This window comes from Syntrophomonas palmitatica JCM 14374 (genome assembly GCF_001311885.1).
GTDB lineage: Bacteria > Bacillota > Syntrophomonadia > Syntrophomonadales > Syntrophomonadaceae > Syntrophomonas_A > Syntrophomonas_A palmitatica.
In genome coordinates, this window is record NZ_BBCE01000001.1 from 115985 (window position 1) to 133703 (window position 17719).

The 17719-nt window shown below is 45.7% G+C and carries 22 protein-coding genes, 1 tRNA gene and 2 pseudogenes; 6 read left to right on the top strand and 19 right to left on the bottom strand.

What is annotated here, in order from left to right; translation table 11 throughout:
• Positions 1 to 318: 318 nt before the first annotated feature.
• The 8 genes and pseudogenes from JCM14374_RS00650 to JCM14374_RS00685 form a co-directional block, all read right to left on the bottom strand.
• A complete protein-coding gene (locus JCM14374_RS00650) occupies positions 319 to 858 on the bottom strand; it encodes a hypothetical protein (RefSeq protein ID WP_054692068.1) in 540 nt (179 codons plus the stop codon).
• Between the two features lie 31 nt (positions 859 to 889).
• The gene (locus JCM14374_RS00655) at positions 890 to 1354 is read right to left on the bottom strand and encodes a deoxycytidylate deaminase (protein WP_054692071.1); all 465 of its coding nucleotides are present in this window, start codon (positions 1352 to 1354) and stop codon (positions 890 to 892) included.
• 51 nt (positions 1355 to 1405) lie between these two features.
• Positions 1406 to 2173, bottom strand: a complete 768-nt coding sequence (locus JCM14374_RS00660) for a GIY-YIG domain-containing protein (RefSeq protein ID WP_054692074.1) — start codon at positions 2171 to 2173, stop codon at positions 1406 to 1408.
• A 123-nt stretch (positions 2174 to 2296) separates the two neighbouring features.
• Positions 2297 to 2614 carry a hypothetical protein gene (locus JCM14374_RS00665; protein ID WP_054692077.1) on the bottom strand — a complete coding sequence of 106 codons (318 nt, stop codon included), beginning with the start codon at positions 2612 to 2614 and terminating at the stop codon, positions 2297 to 2299.
• Complete coding sequence (locus tag JCM14374_RS00670) at positions 2611 to 3000, bottom strand: hypothetical protein (RefSeq protein WP_172674112.1); 390 nt, start codon at positions 2998 to 3000, stop codon at positions 2611 to 2613. Before JCM14374_RS00670 ends, JCM14374_RS00665 begins: the two co-directional genes overlap by 4 nt.
• A 1-nt stretch (position 3001) precedes the next feature.
• Positions 3002 to 3940 (bottom strand): energy-coupling factor ABC transporter ATP-binding protein, encoded by a 939-nt coding sequence (locus JCM14374_RS00675; RefSeq protein WP_054692083.1) that lies wholly within the window; start codon positions 3938 to 3940, stop codon positions 3002 to 3004.
• Positions 3922 to 4554, bottom strand: a pseudogene (locus JCM14374_RS00680) (energy-coupling factor ABC transporter ATP-binding protein); the annotation flags it as partial. The gene JCM14374_RS00675 and the pseudogene JCM14374_RS00680, both read right to left, overlap by 19 nt.
• A 100-nt stretch (positions 4555 to 4654) precedes the next feature.
• Positions 4655 to 5530: an energy-coupling factor transporter transmembrane component T gene (locus JCM14374_RS00685; protein WP_083453781.1), complete on the bottom strand. Its 876-nt coding sequence runs from the start codon at positions 5528 to 5530 to the stop codon at positions 4655 to 4657.
• A 121-nt stretch (positions 5531 to 5651) separates the two neighbouring features.
• Between JCM14374_RS00685 and JCM14374_RS00690 the strand changes: the two genes are divergently transcribed.
• A tRNA-Leu gene (locus JCM14374_RS00690) sits at positions 5652 to 5735 on the top strand.
• A 31-nt stretch (positions 5736 to 5766) separates the two neighbouring features.
• Here JCM14374_RS00690 and JCM14374_RS00695 read toward each other — a convergent pair.
• The 9 genes from JCM14374_RS00695 to JCM14374_RS13910 all read right to left on the bottom strand — a co-directional run bounded on the left by JCM14374_RS00695 (position 5767) and on the right by JCM14374_RS13910 (position 11765).
• Positions 5767 to 7194 carry an aminotransferase class V-fold PLP-dependent enzyme gene (locus JCM14374_RS00695; RefSeq protein WP_242848744.1) on the bottom strand — a complete coding sequence of 476 codons (1428 nt, stop codon included), beginning with the start codon at positions 7192 to 7194 and terminating at the stop codon, positions 5767 to 5769.
• A 136-nt stretch (positions 7195 to 7330) separates the two neighbouring features.
• On the bottom strand, positions 7331 to 7543 hold the full coding sequence (locus JCM14374_RS00700; RefSeq protein ID WP_054692094.1) for a DUF3006 domain-containing protein: 213 nt from the start codon (positions 7541 to 7543) through the stop codon (positions 7331 to 7333).
• 11 nt (positions 7544 to 7554) lie between these two features.
• The gene (locus JCM14374_RS13240) at positions 7555 to 7929 is read right to left on the bottom strand and encodes an Ada metal-binding domain-containing protein (protein ID WP_054692097.1); all 375 of its coding nucleotides are present in this window, start codon (positions 7927 to 7929) and stop codon (positions 7555 to 7557) included.
• A complete protein-coding gene (locus JCM14374_RS13245; RefSeq protein WP_054692100.1) occupies positions 7926 to 8414 on the bottom strand; it encodes an MBL fold metallo-hydrolase in 489 nt (162 codons plus the stop codon). The genes JCM14374_RS13240 and JCM14374_RS13245 overlap by 4 nt, the downstream gene beginning before the upstream one ends.
• A 39-nt stretch (positions 8415 to 8453) precedes the next feature.
• Positions 8454 to 8687, bottom strand: coding sequence for a hypothetical protein (locus tag JCM14374_RS13250; RefSeq protein WP_054692103.1), 234 nt, complete (start codon positions 8685 to 8687; stop codon positions 8454 to 8456).
• Positions 8684 to 9772, bottom strand: a complete 1089-nt coding sequence (locus tag JCM14374_RS00720; protein ID WP_054692106.1) for a hypothetical protein — start codon at positions 9770 to 9772, stop codon at positions 8684 to 8686. The genes JCM14374_RS13250 and JCM14374_RS00720 overlap by 4 nt, the downstream gene beginning before the upstream one ends.
• A 606-nt stretch (positions 9773 to 10378) precedes the next feature.
• Positions 10379 to 10990 carry an MBOAT family O-acyltransferase gene (locus JCM14374_RS13900; RefSeq protein ID WP_207641554.1) on the bottom strand — a complete coding sequence of 204 codons (612 nt, stop codon included), beginning with the start codon at positions 10988 to 10990 and terminating at the stop codon, positions 10379 to 10381.
• Complete coding sequence (locus tag JCM14374_RS13905; protein ID WP_207641555.1) at positions 10888 to 11469, bottom strand: MBOAT family O-acyltransferase; 582 nt, start codon at positions 11467 to 11469, stop codon at positions 10888 to 10890. Before JCM14374_RS13905 ends, JCM14374_RS13900 begins: the two co-directional genes overlap by 103 nt.
• Before the next feature lie 47 nt (positions 11470 to 11516).
• Entirely contained in the window at positions 11517 to 11765 is a 249-nt protein-coding gene (locus JCM14374_RS13910) for a hypothetical protein (RefSeq protein WP_207641556.1), read from the bottom strand.
• A 246-nt stretch (positions 11766 to 12011) separates the two neighbouring features.
• On the opposite strand from JCM14374_RS13910, the gene JCM14374_RS00730 reads away from it, so the two are divergent.
• The 5 genes from JCM14374_RS00730 to JCM14374_RS00745 all read left to right on the top strand — a co-directional run bounded on the left by JCM14374_RS00730 (position 12012) and on the right by JCM14374_RS00745 (position 15214).
• Positions 12012 to 13526 carry a beta-propeller domain-containing protein gene (locus JCM14374_RS00730; protein WP_157048882.1) on the top strand — a complete coding sequence of 505 codons (1515 nt, stop codon included), beginning with the start codon at positions 12012 to 12014 and terminating at the stop codon, positions 13524 to 13526.
• Positions 13523 to 13987: a beta-propeller domain-containing protein gene (locus JCM14374_RS15000; RefSeq protein ID WP_157048883.1), complete on the top strand. Its 465-nt coding sequence runs from the start codon at positions 13523 to 13525 to the stop codon at positions 13985 to 13987. Before JCM14374_RS00730 ends, JCM14374_RS15000 begins: the two co-directional genes overlap by 4 nt.
• 191 nt (positions 13988 to 14178) lie before the next feature.
• Positions 14179 to 14490 (top strand): TMEM165/GDT1 family protein, encoded by a 312-nt coding sequence (locus tag JCM14374_RS00735; RefSeq protein WP_242848745.1) that lies wholly within the window; start codon positions 14179 to 14181, stop codon positions 14488 to 14490.
• A gap of 23 nt (positions 14491 to 14513) precedes the next feature.
• Positions 14514 to 14843: a TMEM165/GDT1 family protein gene (locus JCM14374_RS00740; RefSeq protein WP_054692109.1), complete on the top strand. Its 330-nt coding sequence runs from the start codon at positions 14514 to 14516 to the stop codon at positions 14841 to 14843.
• A 65-nt stretch (positions 14844 to 14908) separates the two neighbouring features.
• Complete coding sequence (locus JCM14374_RS00745; RefSeq protein WP_054692112.1) at positions 14909 to 15214, top strand: metal-dependent transcriptional regulator; 306 nt, start codon at positions 14909 to 14911, stop codon at positions 15212 to 15214.
• A gap of 102 nt (positions 15215 to 15316) precedes the next feature.
• On the opposite strand, the gene istB is transcribed toward JCM14374_RS00745, so the two are convergent.
• Both istB and istA read right to left on the bottom strand, forming a co-directional pair.
• Positions 15317 to 16060, bottom strand: a complete 744-nt coding sequence (gene istB, locus JCM14374_RS00750) for an IS21-like element helper ATPase IstB (RefSeq protein ID WP_054692115.1) — start codon at positions 16058 to 16060, stop codon at positions 15317 to 15319.
• Positions 16053 to 17602 (bottom strand): annotated as a pseudogene (gene istA, locus JCM14374_RS15895) (IS21 family transposase). The gene istB and the pseudogene istA overlap by 8 nt, the downstream one beginning before the upstream one ends.
• Between the last annotated feature and the right edge of the window lie 117 nt (positions 17603 to 17719).

Sequence of the window (17719 nt, forward strand, 5' to 3'; positions counted from 1 at the left end):
CTTGTAACCACCCCCGCCAGTGTATTTGCTAAAAGGCCTTACTGGCCCTCGTAGCCTGAAGGTCATCAGGTAAGATTAAGGGAACTGTTCTGGTAGGATAAATTAATATGGTAATGTTCTGAATTTTCAGTCCTTTGTCATGATTTTATATTTTGCGAAAATTTATGTCAATAGAAATCGATATGAATCGAAAGGTATTTATGAAATATAAGGTAGTCAATTAAATAGATATCATGGTTCAGAAAAACAAGAAAACCTATGTACCCAGGTACGATAGGCATTAACTTGAAAGGGAAACTCGAATGGCTTTGGAAAGATTTATCGTTTTATCAGGTGTTCACTTTTAACCTGTCCGGCTAAATATTTTTTATATGGGTCATAACGGAACTCCATAAAATATGCCCGGCGTGGCGCGGGTATATCTTCCAATCCCCAAACCAGAAAATTGACTGCGTCTTGAACCGCCTTCCCGCAGGTGCAGCAATAGATACAATCTGCTTTGCTGGCTCCGAGCATTTTTACTTGTTCGTTGCAGCAGCGAATATTATTTATACCATTAAAGTTTTCATCATAAAGAAATGATTGTTGGTCCAGAGCCTCTTTGAAAGAAAGCAATAAATTATTGGGAAAACTATCCTGCAGATCATAGCTGTTATCCGAAATTCCACTTTCTTCGATTTTGATCCAGTCAGTACGTTTATCAACAAAAAGCTGGTACATCCTGCCATAAATACCTTCCCGGCCTATCCAAGAAAACCATTCTTCACCGTCATGCGAAGCCAACCCGCCCCGCAGCAGAAAACTGAAACCAGCGGGGGATTCAGGTAATTCCTTCAATAAAGTAAGCTTATAAATCATTTTACAAATATGCTCCTTGTTATTTTGTTTTTTATGTTTGGTACTCGGGATGACCCTCGGGAATTATAGCATGTGAACCCCCGTCAGCGTTGCGGCACACCACTTTATAAATACCGGCATTAATAATAATGCGTTTACATAAAAAACAGGGTTCGGCGTCAATTACAGCACCGGTTTTCACTTCATAGCACGCCAGATATAAAGTAGCTCCCAGGGTTTTTTCCCGGCCGGCATTTATAATAGCATTCATTTCCGCATGTACGCTTCTGCATAACTCGTATCTTTCCCCTCGGGGAACTCCGGCTTTCTCCCTTTCGCAGGTTTCTAAATCACAGCAATTAGGCAGTCCTCTGGGGGCGCCGGAATAGCCCGTAGCTACAATGGTATCGTCTTTTACGATCACGGCGCCATAATTTCTTCGCAAGCAGGTTCCTCGCGAGGCAACATCCAGGGCAATATTCAGGTAGTAATCAATTTTACTGGGCCGATTCCGCAAGATAACCACTCCCCCTGTTTGCTGCCCTAATTGTATCAGTTTTATTTATTTTTAACCAACACCTGTTATGAGGGTTAAAAATAATTGCCCCCACCCCTCCAGCGCCAGTATTGACCCAATACCTGCGCAAGTGGCCTTGATCAATTTTTTCATAAGGTTTATAAATATCGGATCATAATTGTCGCCAACATGATCTGAATGCCATAAACCGGATAGACGCACCAGTCGGTTTTGGCAATAACTGCCCAACCATCCTTCGGAAGCTTTATCCCGGGCCGGCTTTTGATAATTGCTGAGCAGGGCGATGGCATTATTTTTAATAACCTGCCGGGCCATGGAGGGATTTTTGCTGCTATCAGTAGATATCCAAAGAAACGGCATGCCGCAGATAACTTCGGTTACCCTGGCTTCCAGGTGGTGTTCGGCTTCTCGGATAGAAGCGTTACTGCGCGGTGCTTCTTCCCAGGTAGGGCATATAATATTATCCCGGCGCGCCAGGGCGCTGCCCACATATGTGCGAAAATCTGATATGCGGTGATCGCCGCCGCCGGATAATTTTCCTGCTACCGTTCCCCTATTCTGACGCAGGCGATCCCAAAGCCCGCTTTGTTTGTCGCGCGGGGGATTGGACACGCCTATTCTAACCACACGCAATTCAGTACCGTTATCGCGATATTCGCCAGGTTCAAAAAAGAAATATACCCCCTGGTATGGCCATTCCATACGGTTGCTGCATTCAGCCAGGTAATGTCTGCCTATTTTTTCCTCCAGCTGCTGCAGCAGTTCATAAAAAAGCTGCAAATCATTAAACCTTTTCATAAGCATCTGCCCAACCTTTTAGAATTATCTCTGTGTATACAATATGTTTCGATAATATCCTGTATATGTCCTGCCATGCAATATGAACATTTTATGTTATTTATTCCATTGCGGCCCATATTGTTATGCATCCTTATAGGCGCAGTGCATCCTGTCCTTGTATTCCCGCAACACCTGCACAACCGGTTTAAATAGCAGGAAACAGAGCAGCAGATTAGTCAACGCGTGAGCAGTATCGAAGAAAAAGCTGCTAACGTATGTGGCTAAATATGATTGCAGGTTTAAAGGATATACAAACAAAAGCCAGAAGCCAGCATTCTGCATCCATCCAAAAACAAAGCCCCATACAAATCCGAAGACACCGATTCCTAAACGGGATATATCCCGCCGCCACCGTCCCAGCCAGGCGGCTGAGATTCCGATTAATCCCCACCCGATCATCTGCCACGCGTCCAGGGTCCCTGACCTAAAAAAAAGTTAGAAATCAGAGCCGCACCGGCGCCCACCAGAAACCCTACCTGGGGTCCGAAAACAAAGCCGGAAGCTATGACCAGGAAAGTGGTAGGTTGTACGCTGGGAAGAGCGGCAAAAGGCACACGCCCCAGGGCCGCCACACCTGTAAGAGCGGATATCAAGGCTATTTCTTTGGCGGTGATGGCAGCCTGCTGTGACCATTGAAATAGAGCCCATAAAGCCAGTATTAAAACGATGGCGGAATATAAGGCCCAATTGTGCATATCCAGCGTTCCGGTGAAGCCAAGATATACAAAGCCTGTAATCAAGAGCGTAACCATTAATATGGCAGCTACTGTCTTTCTGGTTTGCACTTTATATTTCTCCATTTCCATCTGCCGATAATGTCCGCAAGTAATCTATGGCCTGAGATACGGTGTATATATTCTCGTTAAAACCCCTGAACAACCGTGCCACCTGGGTGGAATAGAAAAATCCTTCTTTAAATGCTGATGTGACCGGTTCATCAGCCAAAATGGTCCCATTATGCATAAACAAGACCCGGTCAGCTAATTCACCGGCAAAATCCATATCATGAGTAACTACCACCAGGCTGTTTTGCCTGTTTTGACACCAGCCGCGCAGTTCGGGTATTATTCTGCGCTTGGATTCCTGATCCATACCGGTGCCAGGTTCATCCAGCAGAAGCAGCTGCGGTTCACTGGCCAGTAAACAAGCCAGGGCAGCGCGTTTTTTTTGTCCAGTGCTCAGTTTACGGGGATCGTGCGTTCGAAATGAATCAAGTCCTAACAGTTCCAACCATTTAGTTATTTCGTTTTTATCTTTTTCCCGGGGAAGATTTATTAAAATGTCCTCTTCAAGCGTGTCAGCCAGGAAAAAATCTTCTGTTTGCTGGGGCAGGAAGGCAATAGGCATAGCCTTTTTATCTTTTGAATTTACCATATTAATATCAATACTGCCGCGGCGGTTTTTTAAGATCCCCGCTATAATTCTTAGTAAAGTAGTCTTTCCCGCCCCGTTGGCACCCAGCAGAGCTGTGACTTCCCCGCGGTAAATCTGCAGGTTTAAACTGCGGATCACTTCTTTGCCCTGGGGGTAGTTAAATGTCAGGTTCTTGATGTTTAAAAGCAGTTCTTTCGCCTGCTTTTTTTCGCCGGGAGCCTTTTTAACCACCGGGATTGTAATGTTCTCTTCCAGACGCTTCCTGGCTTCTTTAACCGTTAGCGGGAATGTGGTTTTATCATTTGCGAATAAAGATGCCAGGGTCGGTAATATCACATAGCCGTTTTGCACAGCCCAGGCTGGCTGCTGGCAGGTAAACCGTCAAAAATGATTTTGCCGCCATCTAAAACCATAACCCGGTCAACCATAGGGAAGAGCATGTCCATCCTCTGTTCAAACATGATTACGGTAAGGCCCAGTTCCTGATTGATCTTTTTTATCCAGTTTATAAAATCCTCCGCGGCAGTCGGATCTAATTGGGAAGTAGGTTCATCCAGGATTAAAACCTCGGGCTGCATAACCAGTACCCCCCCCAGAGCAACCTTCTGTTTCTCGCCCCCGGAAAGCTCTGCCAGCGGTTTTTTTCGCAGGTGGTTTAGATTCAGGAAATCCATGATTTCCGCTACCCTTCGTCTCATCTGCGGTTCAGCCACGCCCAGGTTCTCCAGGCCGAAAGCGATCTCCCTCTCAACATTGCTCATTAAGAGCTGCTGTTCAGCTTCCTGAAATACTATGCCTATATGAGCAGGCAGCTGGCGGTTGTTCCATTGCCATAAAGGCTCCCCTTTAAAAGTAATATTTCCGGTTATGGTTCCGCCATGAAAATCCGGCGCTAAACGGCTCAGCACCCGGGCCAGGGTGGATTTGCCGCTGCCGGAGCGTCCGATCACCAGGATGAATTCACCCTGGTCTACTTCAAAATTAAGTTCCCGCAAAGCTGCGATTTGATCATTGGGGTAGTAATAATTTAGATTTTCAACCCTAAATATTTTCTTATTAATGACATCAGTCTCCAATAAACGCTCTCCTCCATAAACCTTGGCAAATCAATAAGACCGGATAAGTCAAGAAGCCAAGGGGTATTAATTCTCCCCACAACATCAAGGGAATTTTACCATCTGCAGCAGATAATGTACCAAGCCACAGCTGAACAGCCAAAGCCAGTACAAGCGCTGCAGCAGTAGTGGCTATTACCCATTTATCAATTAATCTGAAACTCACTTGTTTATAAGTGCTGCGCGGCCCAAAACCAAAAGCCCGGGCATGCATAGCCTCCGCACTGTGCCATGCCCCCCCCAGGGCGGCCCGAAGCAGGTTGATCAGGAAAAGTCCGAGGTTGGCAGTTCGCTGCCAGACATTACCCGTTATTAATGATTTGCCCCGCATTTCCTGCATCTCCATTATGCTGCGTGAACGCTGCGCCATCTCTGGTATGAGACGAGCGGTAATAGCGAGGAGCAGTACCCCGTTCCCCGGACGGCCGGGAAAAACTTCTAATAAGTCCTCAGCCGCCAGGATAAGATTAAAACTGGTAAAAATACTGAAAACCACGATCAATCTTAAACCCATACTAAGGCTGTAATAAACTGCCCCTTGGTGAACCGCGAGCTTAAAACCCATAACATTAACCGCCCAAATAATTTGTCCCTCAGTATTGCAATAAATATTTACCGCCGCAATCAATAACAGCAAGGGCAGGCAAATAGACAGTATTTTAACCAGGGAGCGGCAGCGATCCAGGGCGCAGTTCAAGACCAGCATGATTATAAACAATGCCGCCAAAGCCATAATCTCCTGATATATTAAGGCCATTAAGAAGCAGGCCCCCAGATATATAAAAACAGTCCGCGGGTGGAAGTATTCTTTCATTAAAGTCCTCATCCCGTTATTCTATCCATTAATATATAGATAAGCTGATTATAAAGCAAATTATGGGCCATTTTTCAATCTTCTCAGCTTGAAATCAATCTATGGTCCAGGTTATAATGATGAGTGTTTTAATGCGGGCGTGGCGGAATGGCAGACGCGTTAGACTTAGGATCTAGTGCCGCAAGGCGTGGAGGTTCGAGTCCTCTCGCCCGCACCATAATAGATACAAAAGGGTGTCAAGGGGGGTGTCAAGGGGACGGTTCTCTTGACACCCTTGATACTTGTAACAGCTTTTTCGCATCCCATTGGCGGGGATAAAACGTGTTATCCTGAGGTGAAAAGACATATTGTTTTTTCAGTTCATACCGTCTGTTAATGATTCCATCCAGGCAATCAGCCAAATAATCAATCTCCTGCCTGGTGTTGTACGCAGCCAGGCTGATTCTTACCATGCCGGGAAGTCCCTGTTCCTCATATTCCGGTAAATAACCACTATTAAGCTCTAAAAGGTGGCGCACATAAGGCTGCGCGCAAAAACAGCCGTTTCTGACCCCAATCCCGGCGCCATAACATAGTTCCGCCCCAACCAGCCCGTGTTCTACTCCTTTAATATTAAAGCTGATAACTCCCACTCTGGATTCGGCTCCATATATTTTTAAGCCTCTGATTTTTTGCAAACGATTTAAAGCGTAACAGGTAAGTTCATCTTCATAAGCTGCCAGTTTATGCATCCCGATTTTCTGAAGATAACGCAAACTGGCCGCCAGGCCAATTGCCCCCAGAACATTGGGAGAACCGGCTTCATCTTTTTCCGGAGGCGCGCTCCAGTAAACCCCTTCGTGAAAAACCATATCCACAGTTCCCCCGCCGCTGTATTCAGGATCCCCCTGAGCAAAGAAGTCGTAGGGGCCAATTAATACCCCGGTACCGAACGGCGCGTAAATCTTATGCCCGGAAAAAACCATAAAATCAAGGTGGGCCTGATCCTTATGGTCTCTCATATTAACCACCCGGTGAGGAACCAACTGCGCCCCGTCAACCAGAATCCTGGCTTTATACTCGTGAGCCATTTGGGCAATATAGTGAACGTCATTAATATGCCCGGTTACATTTGAGGCTCCGCATACTGCCAATAACTTAACCTTCGGATAATTAATCTTTAATTTCTTCTCCAAATCGTTTATATCCAGCCTGCCCTTACCATCCACCTGCACATAATGCACCCGGGTATGCTGACGCCAGGGCAAGTCATTGGAATGGTGCTCCATAGCCGTAGTAAGAACACGATCACCGGGCTTGAAATCGAAGCGATAAGACAGTTTATTAATGGCTTCGGTGGTATTTTTAAGCAGAATCACCGTGTCCAAATCCGGGTCTGCTCCCACAAAAGCACCTATTTCCTGACGTGCTTTTTCATAGGCGTGAGTGGAGATAAGAGATTTAAAGCCTGTGCCCCGGTGAACCCCGGAATACCAGGGCAGATATTTTTTAATTTCTTCAACCGCAGTTCTCAGCGCCGGAGTGCTGGCAGCATTATCCAGATTGATATAGTTTAACTTGCGTCCTTTAAGGGTTTGTACCCTGGTTTTGGCTCCAACTATTTCTTTTCTAAAGGCGCCTGCATCAAAATTATTTTTCTCCCGCACAAACTCACCCGCGCTTTTTCTTACTGACACAAGTTTCGCAATTGACATGAATTCACGGCTTACTCGCAAGTTCGTGAATTTGTGTCCAGTCGAATGCGAAAGTTGAGTTACTAAAATAGACTATGAAAAAGCGCTTTTTGTTACCACTACATTATGCGGTTGATTTTTAATCTTCCCAAAGTTCTTCTCCCAGGGCTGTAATTTCTTTTTTTCTATTGCGGGTTGATCCTTTATCAATAGTCCAGACCCCACGCCATAAAATTAAGATGTCTCCTTCCCTTGCAGCTTCAGGAATCTCATAACGCGGGACATGCTTAATGCTGCCATCTATCTCTAATACCGCCAGGTCGCCTTCAAATCGATCAATAACCGCTTGCATCTTCATCCTCCTCAGGGCCGGCAACTGCCGCAGGGTCTAAAGCCCCGGTCCACAGCATCATCGCGGCAGTTAAAATAGATACGGTTATATTCAGCAGGCAGACTATGGCAATCAGGCCTATGAAAAATTTTGCTCCTTTTATTGCCAATATATGCCGTCTGTCCTTTGTCGGTCTGGGTTCTGTCAATTAGCGGAGCCGCCGGAATTGGGGCAACGACAGGCGGTCCGTCTTTATCACACGCGACACGAATTCTTTCCCCGTCAGCATAAATACGAATACTGCCATTGAGGTCTGTTCGGTATATTTTAGCTCCCGCCCCTTGCAGCCTTTCAATGGTTTCATTATGAGGGTGTCCGTAATCATTGCCCGCTCCGCACAAAATCACGGCATATTGGGGAGCAACAGCCTGCAGAAAAGGCTGACTGCTGCTGCCTGAACTGCATGATGCCCCACTTTCAGCACCTGAGCTTTCAAAGGTATTTTGGAGTTTATCATTTCAGCTTCGCTGAGGCTTTCCGCATCCCCGGCCAGAATAAAAGCATTTTTTCCGTATTCCATTTTGATTACGGCACTGTAGTTGTTTAAATCCTCATAACCCTCATTTACCGGAGCTATAAATACAGCTTTCATATCAGTCAGCGGCAGAGCAACGCCCGCTCGGGCAGTCTTTACCCTTAATCCCTGCTCTTTAATAATCTGGAGCAGATTAGCAAACTGCTCACTGTTGTGAACTACTTTCGGCATATATATTTTTTCAATCGGAAATGATCTGATTACTTCGGGCAGACCCCCGATATGATCCGCATGGGGATGAGTAGCCACCAGCACTTGCAGGCTTTTAACCCCCTGTGATTTCAGGTAATTTACCACTTTTTCTGCTTCATCAGGTTTCCGCCGTCAACCAGCATATTATCCTGCGGGGGTCTGTACGAGAATAGAGTCTCCCTGTCCTACATCGATAAAATGTACAACCAGGCCGGATGTGGCGGTCCGGTTTTGCTGTTCCAGGACCGGCAGTGTCTGTTGGAGCGACTGCCGCTCGCCCATTTCTTTGTTTCCGCCTGGGGAGGCCTGGCAACCGGCCATAACCAGGCAGAAAAGCAACCCAATTAAAACGAAGAGTGTTTTGGTCCTTTGCTTCATAATCCCGCCTCCGCTTTATCTTTGATTTGCTTGCCGTTACATAAGCCAGGACCGCATTGCCTTTCTATGGAGCGCAAACAGGAATCGATATTGCCCGCGGTCAACTTAATGCCAAAGTCAGGAGGGATATAGCTACCAGCCGCACCGGTTATCCGCCGCACCACCAAAGTGCCCACGTGAGGATAGATATGGCTGGCGTCATAGAAATTATCCAGGTTCTCAGTTACAGAATTGGGGTACATAAAATGATGCACTTCACCAAAGACTGCGACCGCATCCCGCAGCCATTGTTCATAGTAGGGAAACAACCCTTCGGAAATCATGAGATTAAACAAGGGACGGGAAACGGGAGTGGTAAACACTATAAACCGGCTGTGCGGGTTGGCCTTTTTTATTTTTTCCAAACTGGTTTTTACATCTGCATACTGGTAGTTGGCATAAATATCGCGGTGGTATTTGTCAACCGTGGCCTGTACTTTGCGCTGCTTTTCCTGCGGGTCGCTGACCGTCAGCAGGGTTTTAACATTATTTCGATCATAGGCAAAATTAACCGGGACTCCACGGCGCGAAGCCTCGTAGTTCCGCCAGGAACGCTGCAGGGTATCCCAGGAAAGCAGAGTTTTATAACGATAGGCAAACTCCCGGTTTTTATTTATATAAAAAGCAGGTCTCTGGAACTCCTTGAATTTAAGGCTGCGGTTGGTGGCGTAGAAATCAAGCCCCAGAACAATACAGTCAAATTCCCGTCCGTTTTTAGCCTTGGCATATTCGATATATTCGTAGTACTCATCTAAAAGCATATTGCTGACCGCGTAATTATAAGCCCGATAACCGGCAAAATCGTACTGGTTGATATATGTGGTGCGGCTGCTGCCTAATATTATAGTGTTATAGTTGAAGTTCCCCCGCCCTACGCGGTTAGTTTTCTGCTGTCTTTCGTCAAAGCCCATCTGAATTCTGTTGTAACGGTTGGCATGGGCAAAATTCCATAAAGGATCAATATAATAATTGAACCCTGCGGCTACGGTTAGAAGCAGCAGAATTGTTATTAACGTTATAATAAACCATTTCCTAAACAAACCCATTAATTACATCACCTAAACATTCAATTGCTTGTCATGGTGAGCGTTCATTTCTTAATCATTGCTGTGATGTGCAGCCAAGAACGCAAACTTTCCGGTATTGTCATTGTTATGCAAACTATGTATTTGTCGTTGCCAGGAGCGCAGCGACGCGGCAATCTTTCCCAGCCTAAAACTTTTCTTTTATCGTGGCACGGGTTATATTCCTGTGAAGATTGCGAGTGCGGCAAAGCAATCCGTCCCTTACCATAATATTATAGATTGCTTCGCTGCGCTCGCAACGACAGAGCGATTCGCGAATCGCCCCTGCGCTAACTGCGGGATAAGACACCAGAAAGTGTTTAACCACTGATAAACACAGCTCAAACACTGATGTACACAGATAAATTAACTCTTGACTTAAACGCTTTGTCCAAGCCAGGAAGGTAAGTCGGGCTCAACCCGCAATAAAACTGAAAGCAGTAATTCGGTTATAATACAGTCTGTTCCTTTAGCGGGATAAAGCGTTATGATTGCCTTAACTCAAGCTGCTTTTACTGTACCTAATTAGTCAACTATGAAAGTTAAGCTGCTTGATAAATCTGTGTTCATCTGTGACTATTTTATGCTTTAAAAATTAAAATAAATAAATTCGCTCACCCGAGTCAGGCTCAGGATTCCGCTGACGGCCAGAACCGCTGCCAGCAAAGTCGTGTACCAGGCAGGCTTTAAAGCGTTCTTCATCTCTATGGAATTCCTAAACAGCAGGCACAATATAAAAGCGCCAACAAGAGATACCCCAATGGTTTTTATATCAAACCCCATGGCCGCCTGTCCGAATTTTAGCCCCTGGATATGCCAGGCCTGCAGCCAGGGCTGACATCTTGCGGGCAGGACCACCCCGTCCATTCCCAGCATCCCGCGAATAACCTTCAGGGCATCGGAAAAGCTTTTGGCCCGGAAAAAAACCCAGGCCAGATTAACAAAATTAAAGGTGATGAACCAGGCTATAAATTTAGGCAATTTTATATTAAACCTGCGCCACCAGCGGTTAATGACCAGAGCCACCCCATGCAGAAAGCCCCAAAACACAAAGGTCCACCCCGCTCCATGCCACAAGCCCACCAGTCCAAAAGTAATCAGGAGATTGCCATAGGTACGATATTCTCCCGGCGCTGCCGCCCAGGTATATAGATGTAATCGCGGAAAAAGCGTCCCAGGGTCATGTGCCAGCGGCGCCAAAACTCCTGAATACTTAGAGATTTATAGGGCGAGTTGAAATTTATAGGCAAAACAATATTAAAAAGCAAAGCCGAAGCTATGGCCATATCGGTGTAGGCACTGAAATCGAAGTATAACTGGAAGGTATAGGAGAGTGAAGTTATCCAACCTTCCACCAGGCTCAGACTGGTCATCTGGTCAAAACCTGTATTGGCCCACACCGCAAACGCATCCGCAATTACCACCTTTTTAAACAGCCCCAGCGAAAACAGGAACAGCCCGCGAGCCAGGTTTTCATAATTCAAACCGCGATTAGATTCATCTTCAAACTGGGGCATCATATCACCATGATGCAGGATGGGTCCGGCCAGGAGGTGCGGAAAGAAGGTCACAAACAGCGCGTAGTTCACAAAACGGTATTCCCGCGCTTCACCGCGGCAGGCATCAACCAGGTAGGCAATCTGGGTAAAGGTAAAAAAGCTGATGCCCAGGGGCAGCACCGGTTTGAAGAGTGCTATGTGCCCTGAAGTAATAACATTAATATTACTTATAAAAAATCCGCGTATTTATAGTATCCCAGCAAAGCCAGATTGAAAAAAACACCGAGTATGAGCAGCCAGCGGCGATTAAGCACTCGAATCCGCCTGTCACCTGCCAGGCTTGAACCCACCAAATAATTGACGGTAATGGAAAACAGAATCAGGGGCAAATAAATGGGATTGAACCAGCTGTAGAAAAACAGCGAAGCCAGGACCAGCCAGGCCAGGGCCGCCCGGTTCGATGGCAGACGGTTCAATATGAAATAAATAAAAAATACTGTCGGCAAAAAGAGAAAGATAAATTCATAGGAGTTAAACAGCAATGTTTCTTGACCCCTTAATGATTATAATTTCCAGTACATTATAACCTTTTTTATTTCGCTGGTGGAAACTATGGTTGTTTGTGCCGGGCAGTCCCCCCTCACTTTCTATAAATCAGAGTGCAAGGAAAAATAACCCACGTTCGTATACACCATAAGAAAATTACTAAGGAGGGCGTTCAGGTGCGTTCAGAATCAATGAAACCGTGGCTGGGGGTCTTTTTCCTGCTTCTGCTTCTTTTTATGAGCATAGCAGCGGCCTATTCAGGCAGTTCTTTGGCTGAGACCAAACCGGCTGAGCAAAAGAGTACGCCAGCATTACCCACTGTGGGCAGCAAGGCCAAACTATTGGAGCTGCTGAAAAATGCCTCGGGCAGCCAGCCCCGGCTTTATTTGGAGAAATCAACGGCGGTGCCCGCAGAAGGTTCAGCAGGCAGAACTCAAGATCAGGCAACATCTTCTGCCTCAAATACGGCTGCCGGTTACTCCCAAACCAATGTCCAGGTCGAAGGAGTAGATGAAGCGGATATAGTTAAAACCGATGGTAAATATATCTACCAGATTAACAATAACCGGGTCTTAATAATAAAAGCCCAACCTTCTTCATCCCTGCAGGTAATCTCACGCCTAACCTTTTCTGATAAGAATTTTAACCTTGAGGAATTCTACGTTGACAGCAATTACCTGACGGTAATCGGTTCTTCCGGGCAGGAAATAGCAGTTCCCTGTAAAACTGGTCAAAGCGATGCTAAAGTATTCTGTCCGCCGAATTGGCGCTACCGGCACAGCACCCAGGTTTACATTTATAATATCAGTGATAAAAACAGCCCTAAAAAAATACGGGAATTGGAACTGGAAGGCCGCTACCTGTCATCGCGTAAAATCGGCAGCGATCTCTACCTGGCCTCTAACCAGCCGTTTTATTTTTATAATGAAGATGAGGTGTTTTTACCTACTTACAAAGATTCGGCCCTGGGCAATTTGACTACCAGTCCAGGTTATAACGACATAAAGTATTTTCCGGATCACATTTATCCAGCCTATATCACCCTGGCCGGTTTGAAAATAGATCAGCCTTCTGTAAAAGCAGACATCCAGACCTGCCTGGGTCAAAGCGACAACCTCTACGCTTCTGCAAGCAGCCTCTATCTGGCCGTTACTGATTATAACCAACCCCGCTCTGTCATTGGTCAGGAAATCGTCCCCTCAAGCCCCGGCACTACAGTCTTTAAATTCCTGTTAAATGGGGGTAAAACCATTTACAGCGGTAAAGGGGAAGTAAACGGCACTATAATCAACCAGTTCTCCATGGACGAATATAATGGCTGTTTCCGCATCGCCACCACCAGCGGCAATATGTGGCGCAATGACCAGTACACTTCTAAAAACAATATTTACGTATTGGATAAGGATATGAAGCTCATCGGGAAACTGGAAGGCATAGCCCCGGGCGAACAGATTTATTCTACCCGTTTCATGGGCAAGCGGGCCTATATGGTTACCTTTAAAAAGGTCGACCCCTTCTTTGTGATCGACATGAAAGACCCGGCCAAGCCATCAGTCCTGGGTAAGCTCAAAATACCCGGCTATAGTGATTATCTGCACCCCTATGATGAAAACCACATTATAGGTTTCGGTAAAGATACCATTGAAACCAAAGGCACTGGCCAGGATTCCTGGGCCTACTATCAGGCATGAAAATTGCCCTATTTGATGTCAGTGATGTCAATAACCCAAAAGAAATGTCAAAGCAGGTGATTGGCGACCGGGGTACGGATTCGGAACTGCTGCACAATCATAAGGCCCTGCTCTTCTCGCGCGAAAAGAACCTGCTGGCCTTCCCGGTTACGGTCATGGAAATCCGCGCTGATGACAAACAAAAATTACCCGACGGGATACCCGCTTATGGCTCCTTTGCTTTCCAGGGCGCCTACATCTATAACATTGATTTAAAAGACGGTTTCAAATACCGGGGCCGTATTAGTCATCTTGCCAGCGAGGACTATAAGATGGCCGGTGACAGCTGGTATGATTCAGAGAAAAACATTGAGCGCCTGTTGTATATAAACGATGATCTTTTCACCCTTTCTCAGAGTCAAATTCAGGTCCACGCATTAAAAGACCTGAAAAAGCTGGGCAGCCTATCTTTAAAGCCCTAATCCATTCCTCTAAAAACATCAAAGCAAAAGGGCTGCATTTGCAAAATGTTCTGCAGCCCTTTCTTTTTGTCCTATTCGCATGTAATGTAACCCCGGTTTTCAGCCCGGCATAATATATGGTCAGGACTAACAATGTTAATCATGGCTATAAAGCATAGCCTTGCCTAAATAATAAGGGAGGAGGTCATTACTTGTTAAGCCGGGTATTGAATAGAATAAATTACCGTCTTTTTTTCACGTCCTTTGGGATCGTATTTCTGTCTGAAATGGGTGACAAAACCCAGGTAACTACGATGCTGCTGGCCGGCCAAAAACCCTTGTATGTCCTGTGGGTAGCCCTGGGATCAGCGGCTGCTTTAATCTGCACCTCATTTATTGAAATAATCATAGGTTCAAATCTCGTGGCCAGATATCTCAAGCCAGGCATAATTAAAATAATATCCGCCCTGGCTTTTATTTTATTGGGCATTTTGCTTGTATTAGGAATCATCGGTAAACATTAAGCCTTAATATAGGAGTGAATTTAGTGAGCATTGAATTAATAACCTGCCTAACCACCTATTTGCTGATTATTCTGGCGGAACTGGGCGACAAAACCCAGTTGGCCATACTCCTGGTTACCAGCAACAACCCCAGGAAACGCTGGACCATCTTCGGGGCCAGCGCTCTGGCGCTTACTGCCTGTGTGCTTGTCGAAGTTACGATCGGTACCGCATTGGCCCGTGTTATCGGTATCAACATGATAAACCGCATATCCGGGGCGGTATTTTTGGCCATCGGCATTATCGGATTATTCTCAATAATCCAAAAACCTAGCAATCCCCGTGTGCCTTGCAGTAAGCAATCATCGCTATAATAACTGCTTTTCTCCTCCGTTGTCAGCATATATATAGTAATAGAATATGTTTGGGGGGTAGGAAAGTGGCCGCTGAAAAAGATGGATTTTACACTGTCCGGGGCTACCAATTACTTCACCAGGATGAGAGCCTCATGACACCCAGTATGGAAGACTACCTGGAGATGGTCTGCCGCCTGGCCAAAGATAAACCCTACACCCGCATAAGTGATTTATCCGAGGCCTTAAATGTCCGCCAGCCTTCCGCGACCAAAATGGTACAGAAACTGGCAGAATCAGGCTACCTGAACTATAAGAAATACGAAGTAATTGAACTAACCGCTCGCGGACAGGAATTAGGTGAATATCTCCTGAATAATATTTTCGGATAGACCCAGTGGTGTACAAAGTTAGAACCATCTCGTTCATCCAATGAATCCACTATGTTCTTCATGAGAGCCACCGCCTTAAGGCGGCAGCTCCTAATGTTGTTTTTACTCTTTAAGACCGTGGCGTTCCCGCATTGAGATTTCACCATCAATAAATATGGTATACGAATCATGAACGATACGGTCTAATATGGCATCTGCCAGCGTGTCTTCACCGATTTGTTCATGCCATCCTCTGGGGTCAAACTGTGAGCAAAAGATCGTCGATCCTGTTTGGTGTCTGGCTTCTACGATTTCCAGGACATCCATAGCCTGTGGACCTTGCAGCGGTCTTAACAGCCATTCATCGAGAATCAGAAGGCTTACTTTTTTGTACTGCTTCATGACCTTTTGATAGATTCCTTCACCTCGTGCAACTGCTAATTCATTGAGCAGATCCGGCAGCCGCACATATTTGACGGTATAGTAGTTTCTACACGCTGCTACGCCGAAAGCACACCCCATATAACTCTTACCATTTCCGGCTGCTCCCATAATGATGATGTTATGCTTTTCCTGTATATAGTTACAGGTGGCAAGTCGTAAGAGCTGAGCTTTATCCAGTTTTCTGTCCGGGTGGTATTCGATGTTTTCCATGCATGCCTGTGGAAACCGGAATTCCGCTCGCTTAATTAAACGGGCCAGCTTGTTTGATTTCCGTCTTGACCATTCAATGTCTACCATCAGTCCCAATCGTTCTTCGAAGGATAATTCATTGTATTTGGCATCCGATATTTGGTCTCTATATGAATCCGCCATCGCGGTCAGACGCATTTCATTGAGTTTTGTTATTGTGCTTTGATCAATCATGTTTCTTACCTCCAAAATAGTCAGCACCCCGGGTAAAACCGAAGTTCTCTGCTTTCTTTAAAGTAGTCGTCCGGTTTGTTCCTTCTGTCAGTTTGTCTTGTCCCGTCTTTAAGATCGTCTGAATACTCTTCAGGTTTGGACAAGGTGTGTAGGATAATGCTTTCCCACAGGCAGATTCCACTCTATTTACAGAGTATTTATCCGCTAGTTTCATCAATGACATACAGGAACGATATCCTTGCTGTTCTACTTTATGTGAAGATAAGATTGCCTGCATAGCTGCTGCTGTGTTCGGACCAACCGTTCTGGCCCAATCTATAAAACGCTCGCCGTTCCACATAAGATACTCTTTATGGTTGTCCGGCATATGTTCTGGCAGGATTACGGGAGCATTTCCTTCTCCATAAATACGCACATGAGATGCGATACGGTGACCTTGATAAAAAACCTCAATGATTTTACTGGTTACACGGATATCCACCTCGTGTTTGATATACTCATAGGGAACGGAATATTGGTTTCTGTCTACATGTATGACATAATCATACTGTACCGTAGCTTTCCGCCAGATAGCTAACTCGTACGGGGAAGCGGGTAAAGGTAATAGCAACGCTTTCTCTTCTTCAAGAAACGCACTTTGCCTGCTTCCAGGTTTCTTTTGAAAGGGTTTTTGATTAAACTCGTCCAACTTCATGTAGATGGCGTTATTCAATTCTCTTAGTGAGAAAAACTGCTGGTTTCGCAGGGAAGCAATGATCCAGGTAGTGATGATACCCACGGTTCCTTCAACAGAACTCTTGTCTTTAGGATGTTTTACCCTGCTGGGATAACAGCCGTACCATAGTGTTCTGCCATCTCATTGTAGGTTCGATTGATTGTAGGGGTATTCCAGGAAACATGATCAACCCCTGTTTTTAAATTATCCGGGACCAGGATTCGGGTAACCCCGCCAAAATACTGATACGCATGGATATGGGCTGTGATCCAGCTCTCCATATTCATAGACAAAAACGCTTCTACATAGGTATATTGGCTGCAGGGAAGTGTTGCAACAAATATATAAGCAGGTATGCTCTCCCCTGTAATGTTATCAATGATGGATGCCGTCTTTCCGGCCCAGTCCACTTCCATAATCTCACCAGGTTTGCGCTTTATGCGCATGGTTGCTTTGGTTGTGCTGGCGTAACGGCGATAGTACCTGCAGAACTGACTGTACATAAAGGGAATCTCCCCGTTTAACCGGCACTCCTCACAATATTCGTTCCACAGCAGACTAAGCGTAACCCCACTCTTCGCTATTTCCCTATGTATGCGCTCACAATCCGGCATCTTCCGTTTGGACGATACACACTTTTCAGGAAACAGAACTTGCTGTAACTGAGCATCGGTCCAGTCTGCAGGTAACGGCCAGGAAATACCGCATTGTTGTGCCCTATCAAGGACGGCAGTGATGGTATTTCGCGAACAATGACAACTGGATGCGATTCCTCTTTTGCTGACACCCTGGCTGCTGAGCCTAAGGATATCACGATAATTGGTCATAATATCGACCTCCTGTATAGATTTACACTGATAAACAGTGCATACCTTTACTATACAGAGGTGGTTTTTGCTATGACATGATGGTTCTATTTGAAGACCACAGTGGTTCTGATTCAG

Bases quoted from the DNA above. Each gene is read 5' to 3' on its own strand.
- JCM14374_RS00650 (WP_054692068.1), bottom strand. From the start codon at position 858: ATGATTTATAAGCTTACTTTATTGAAGGAATTACCTGAATCCCCCGCT.
- JCM14374_RS00685 (WP_083453781.1), bottom strand. From the start codon at position 5,530: ATGAGGACTTTAATGAAAGAATACTTCCACCCGCGGACTGTTTTTATA.
- JCM14374_RS00665 (WP_054692077.1), bottom strand. From the start codon at position 2,614: ATGATCGGGTGGGGATTAATCGGAATCTCAGCCGCCTGGCTGGGACGG.
- JCM14374_RS00700 (WP_054692094.1), bottom strand. From the start codon at position 7,543: ATGCAAGCGGTTATTGATCGATTTGAAGGCGACCTGGCGGTATTAGAG.
- JCM14374_RS13250 (WP_054692103.1), bottom strand. From the start codon at position 8,687: ATGAAGCAAAGGACCAAAACACTCTTCGTTTTAATTGGGTTGCTTTTC.
- JCM14374_RS15000 (WP_157048883.1), top strand. From the start codon at position 13,523: ATGAAAATTGCCCTATTTGATGTCAGTGATGTCAATAACCCAAAAGAA.
- istB (WP_054692115.1), bottom strand. From the start codon at position 16,060: ATGATTGATCAAAGCACAATAACAAAACTCAATGAAATGCGTCTGACC.
- JCM14374_RS00660 (WP_054692074.1), bottom strand. From the start codon at position 2,173: ATGAAAAGGTTTAATGATTTGCAGCTTTTTTATGAACTGCTGCAGCAG.
- JCM14374_RS00720 (WP_054692106.1), bottom strand. From the start codon at position 9,772: ATGGGTTTGTTTAGGAAATGGTTTATTATAACGTTAATAACAATTCTG.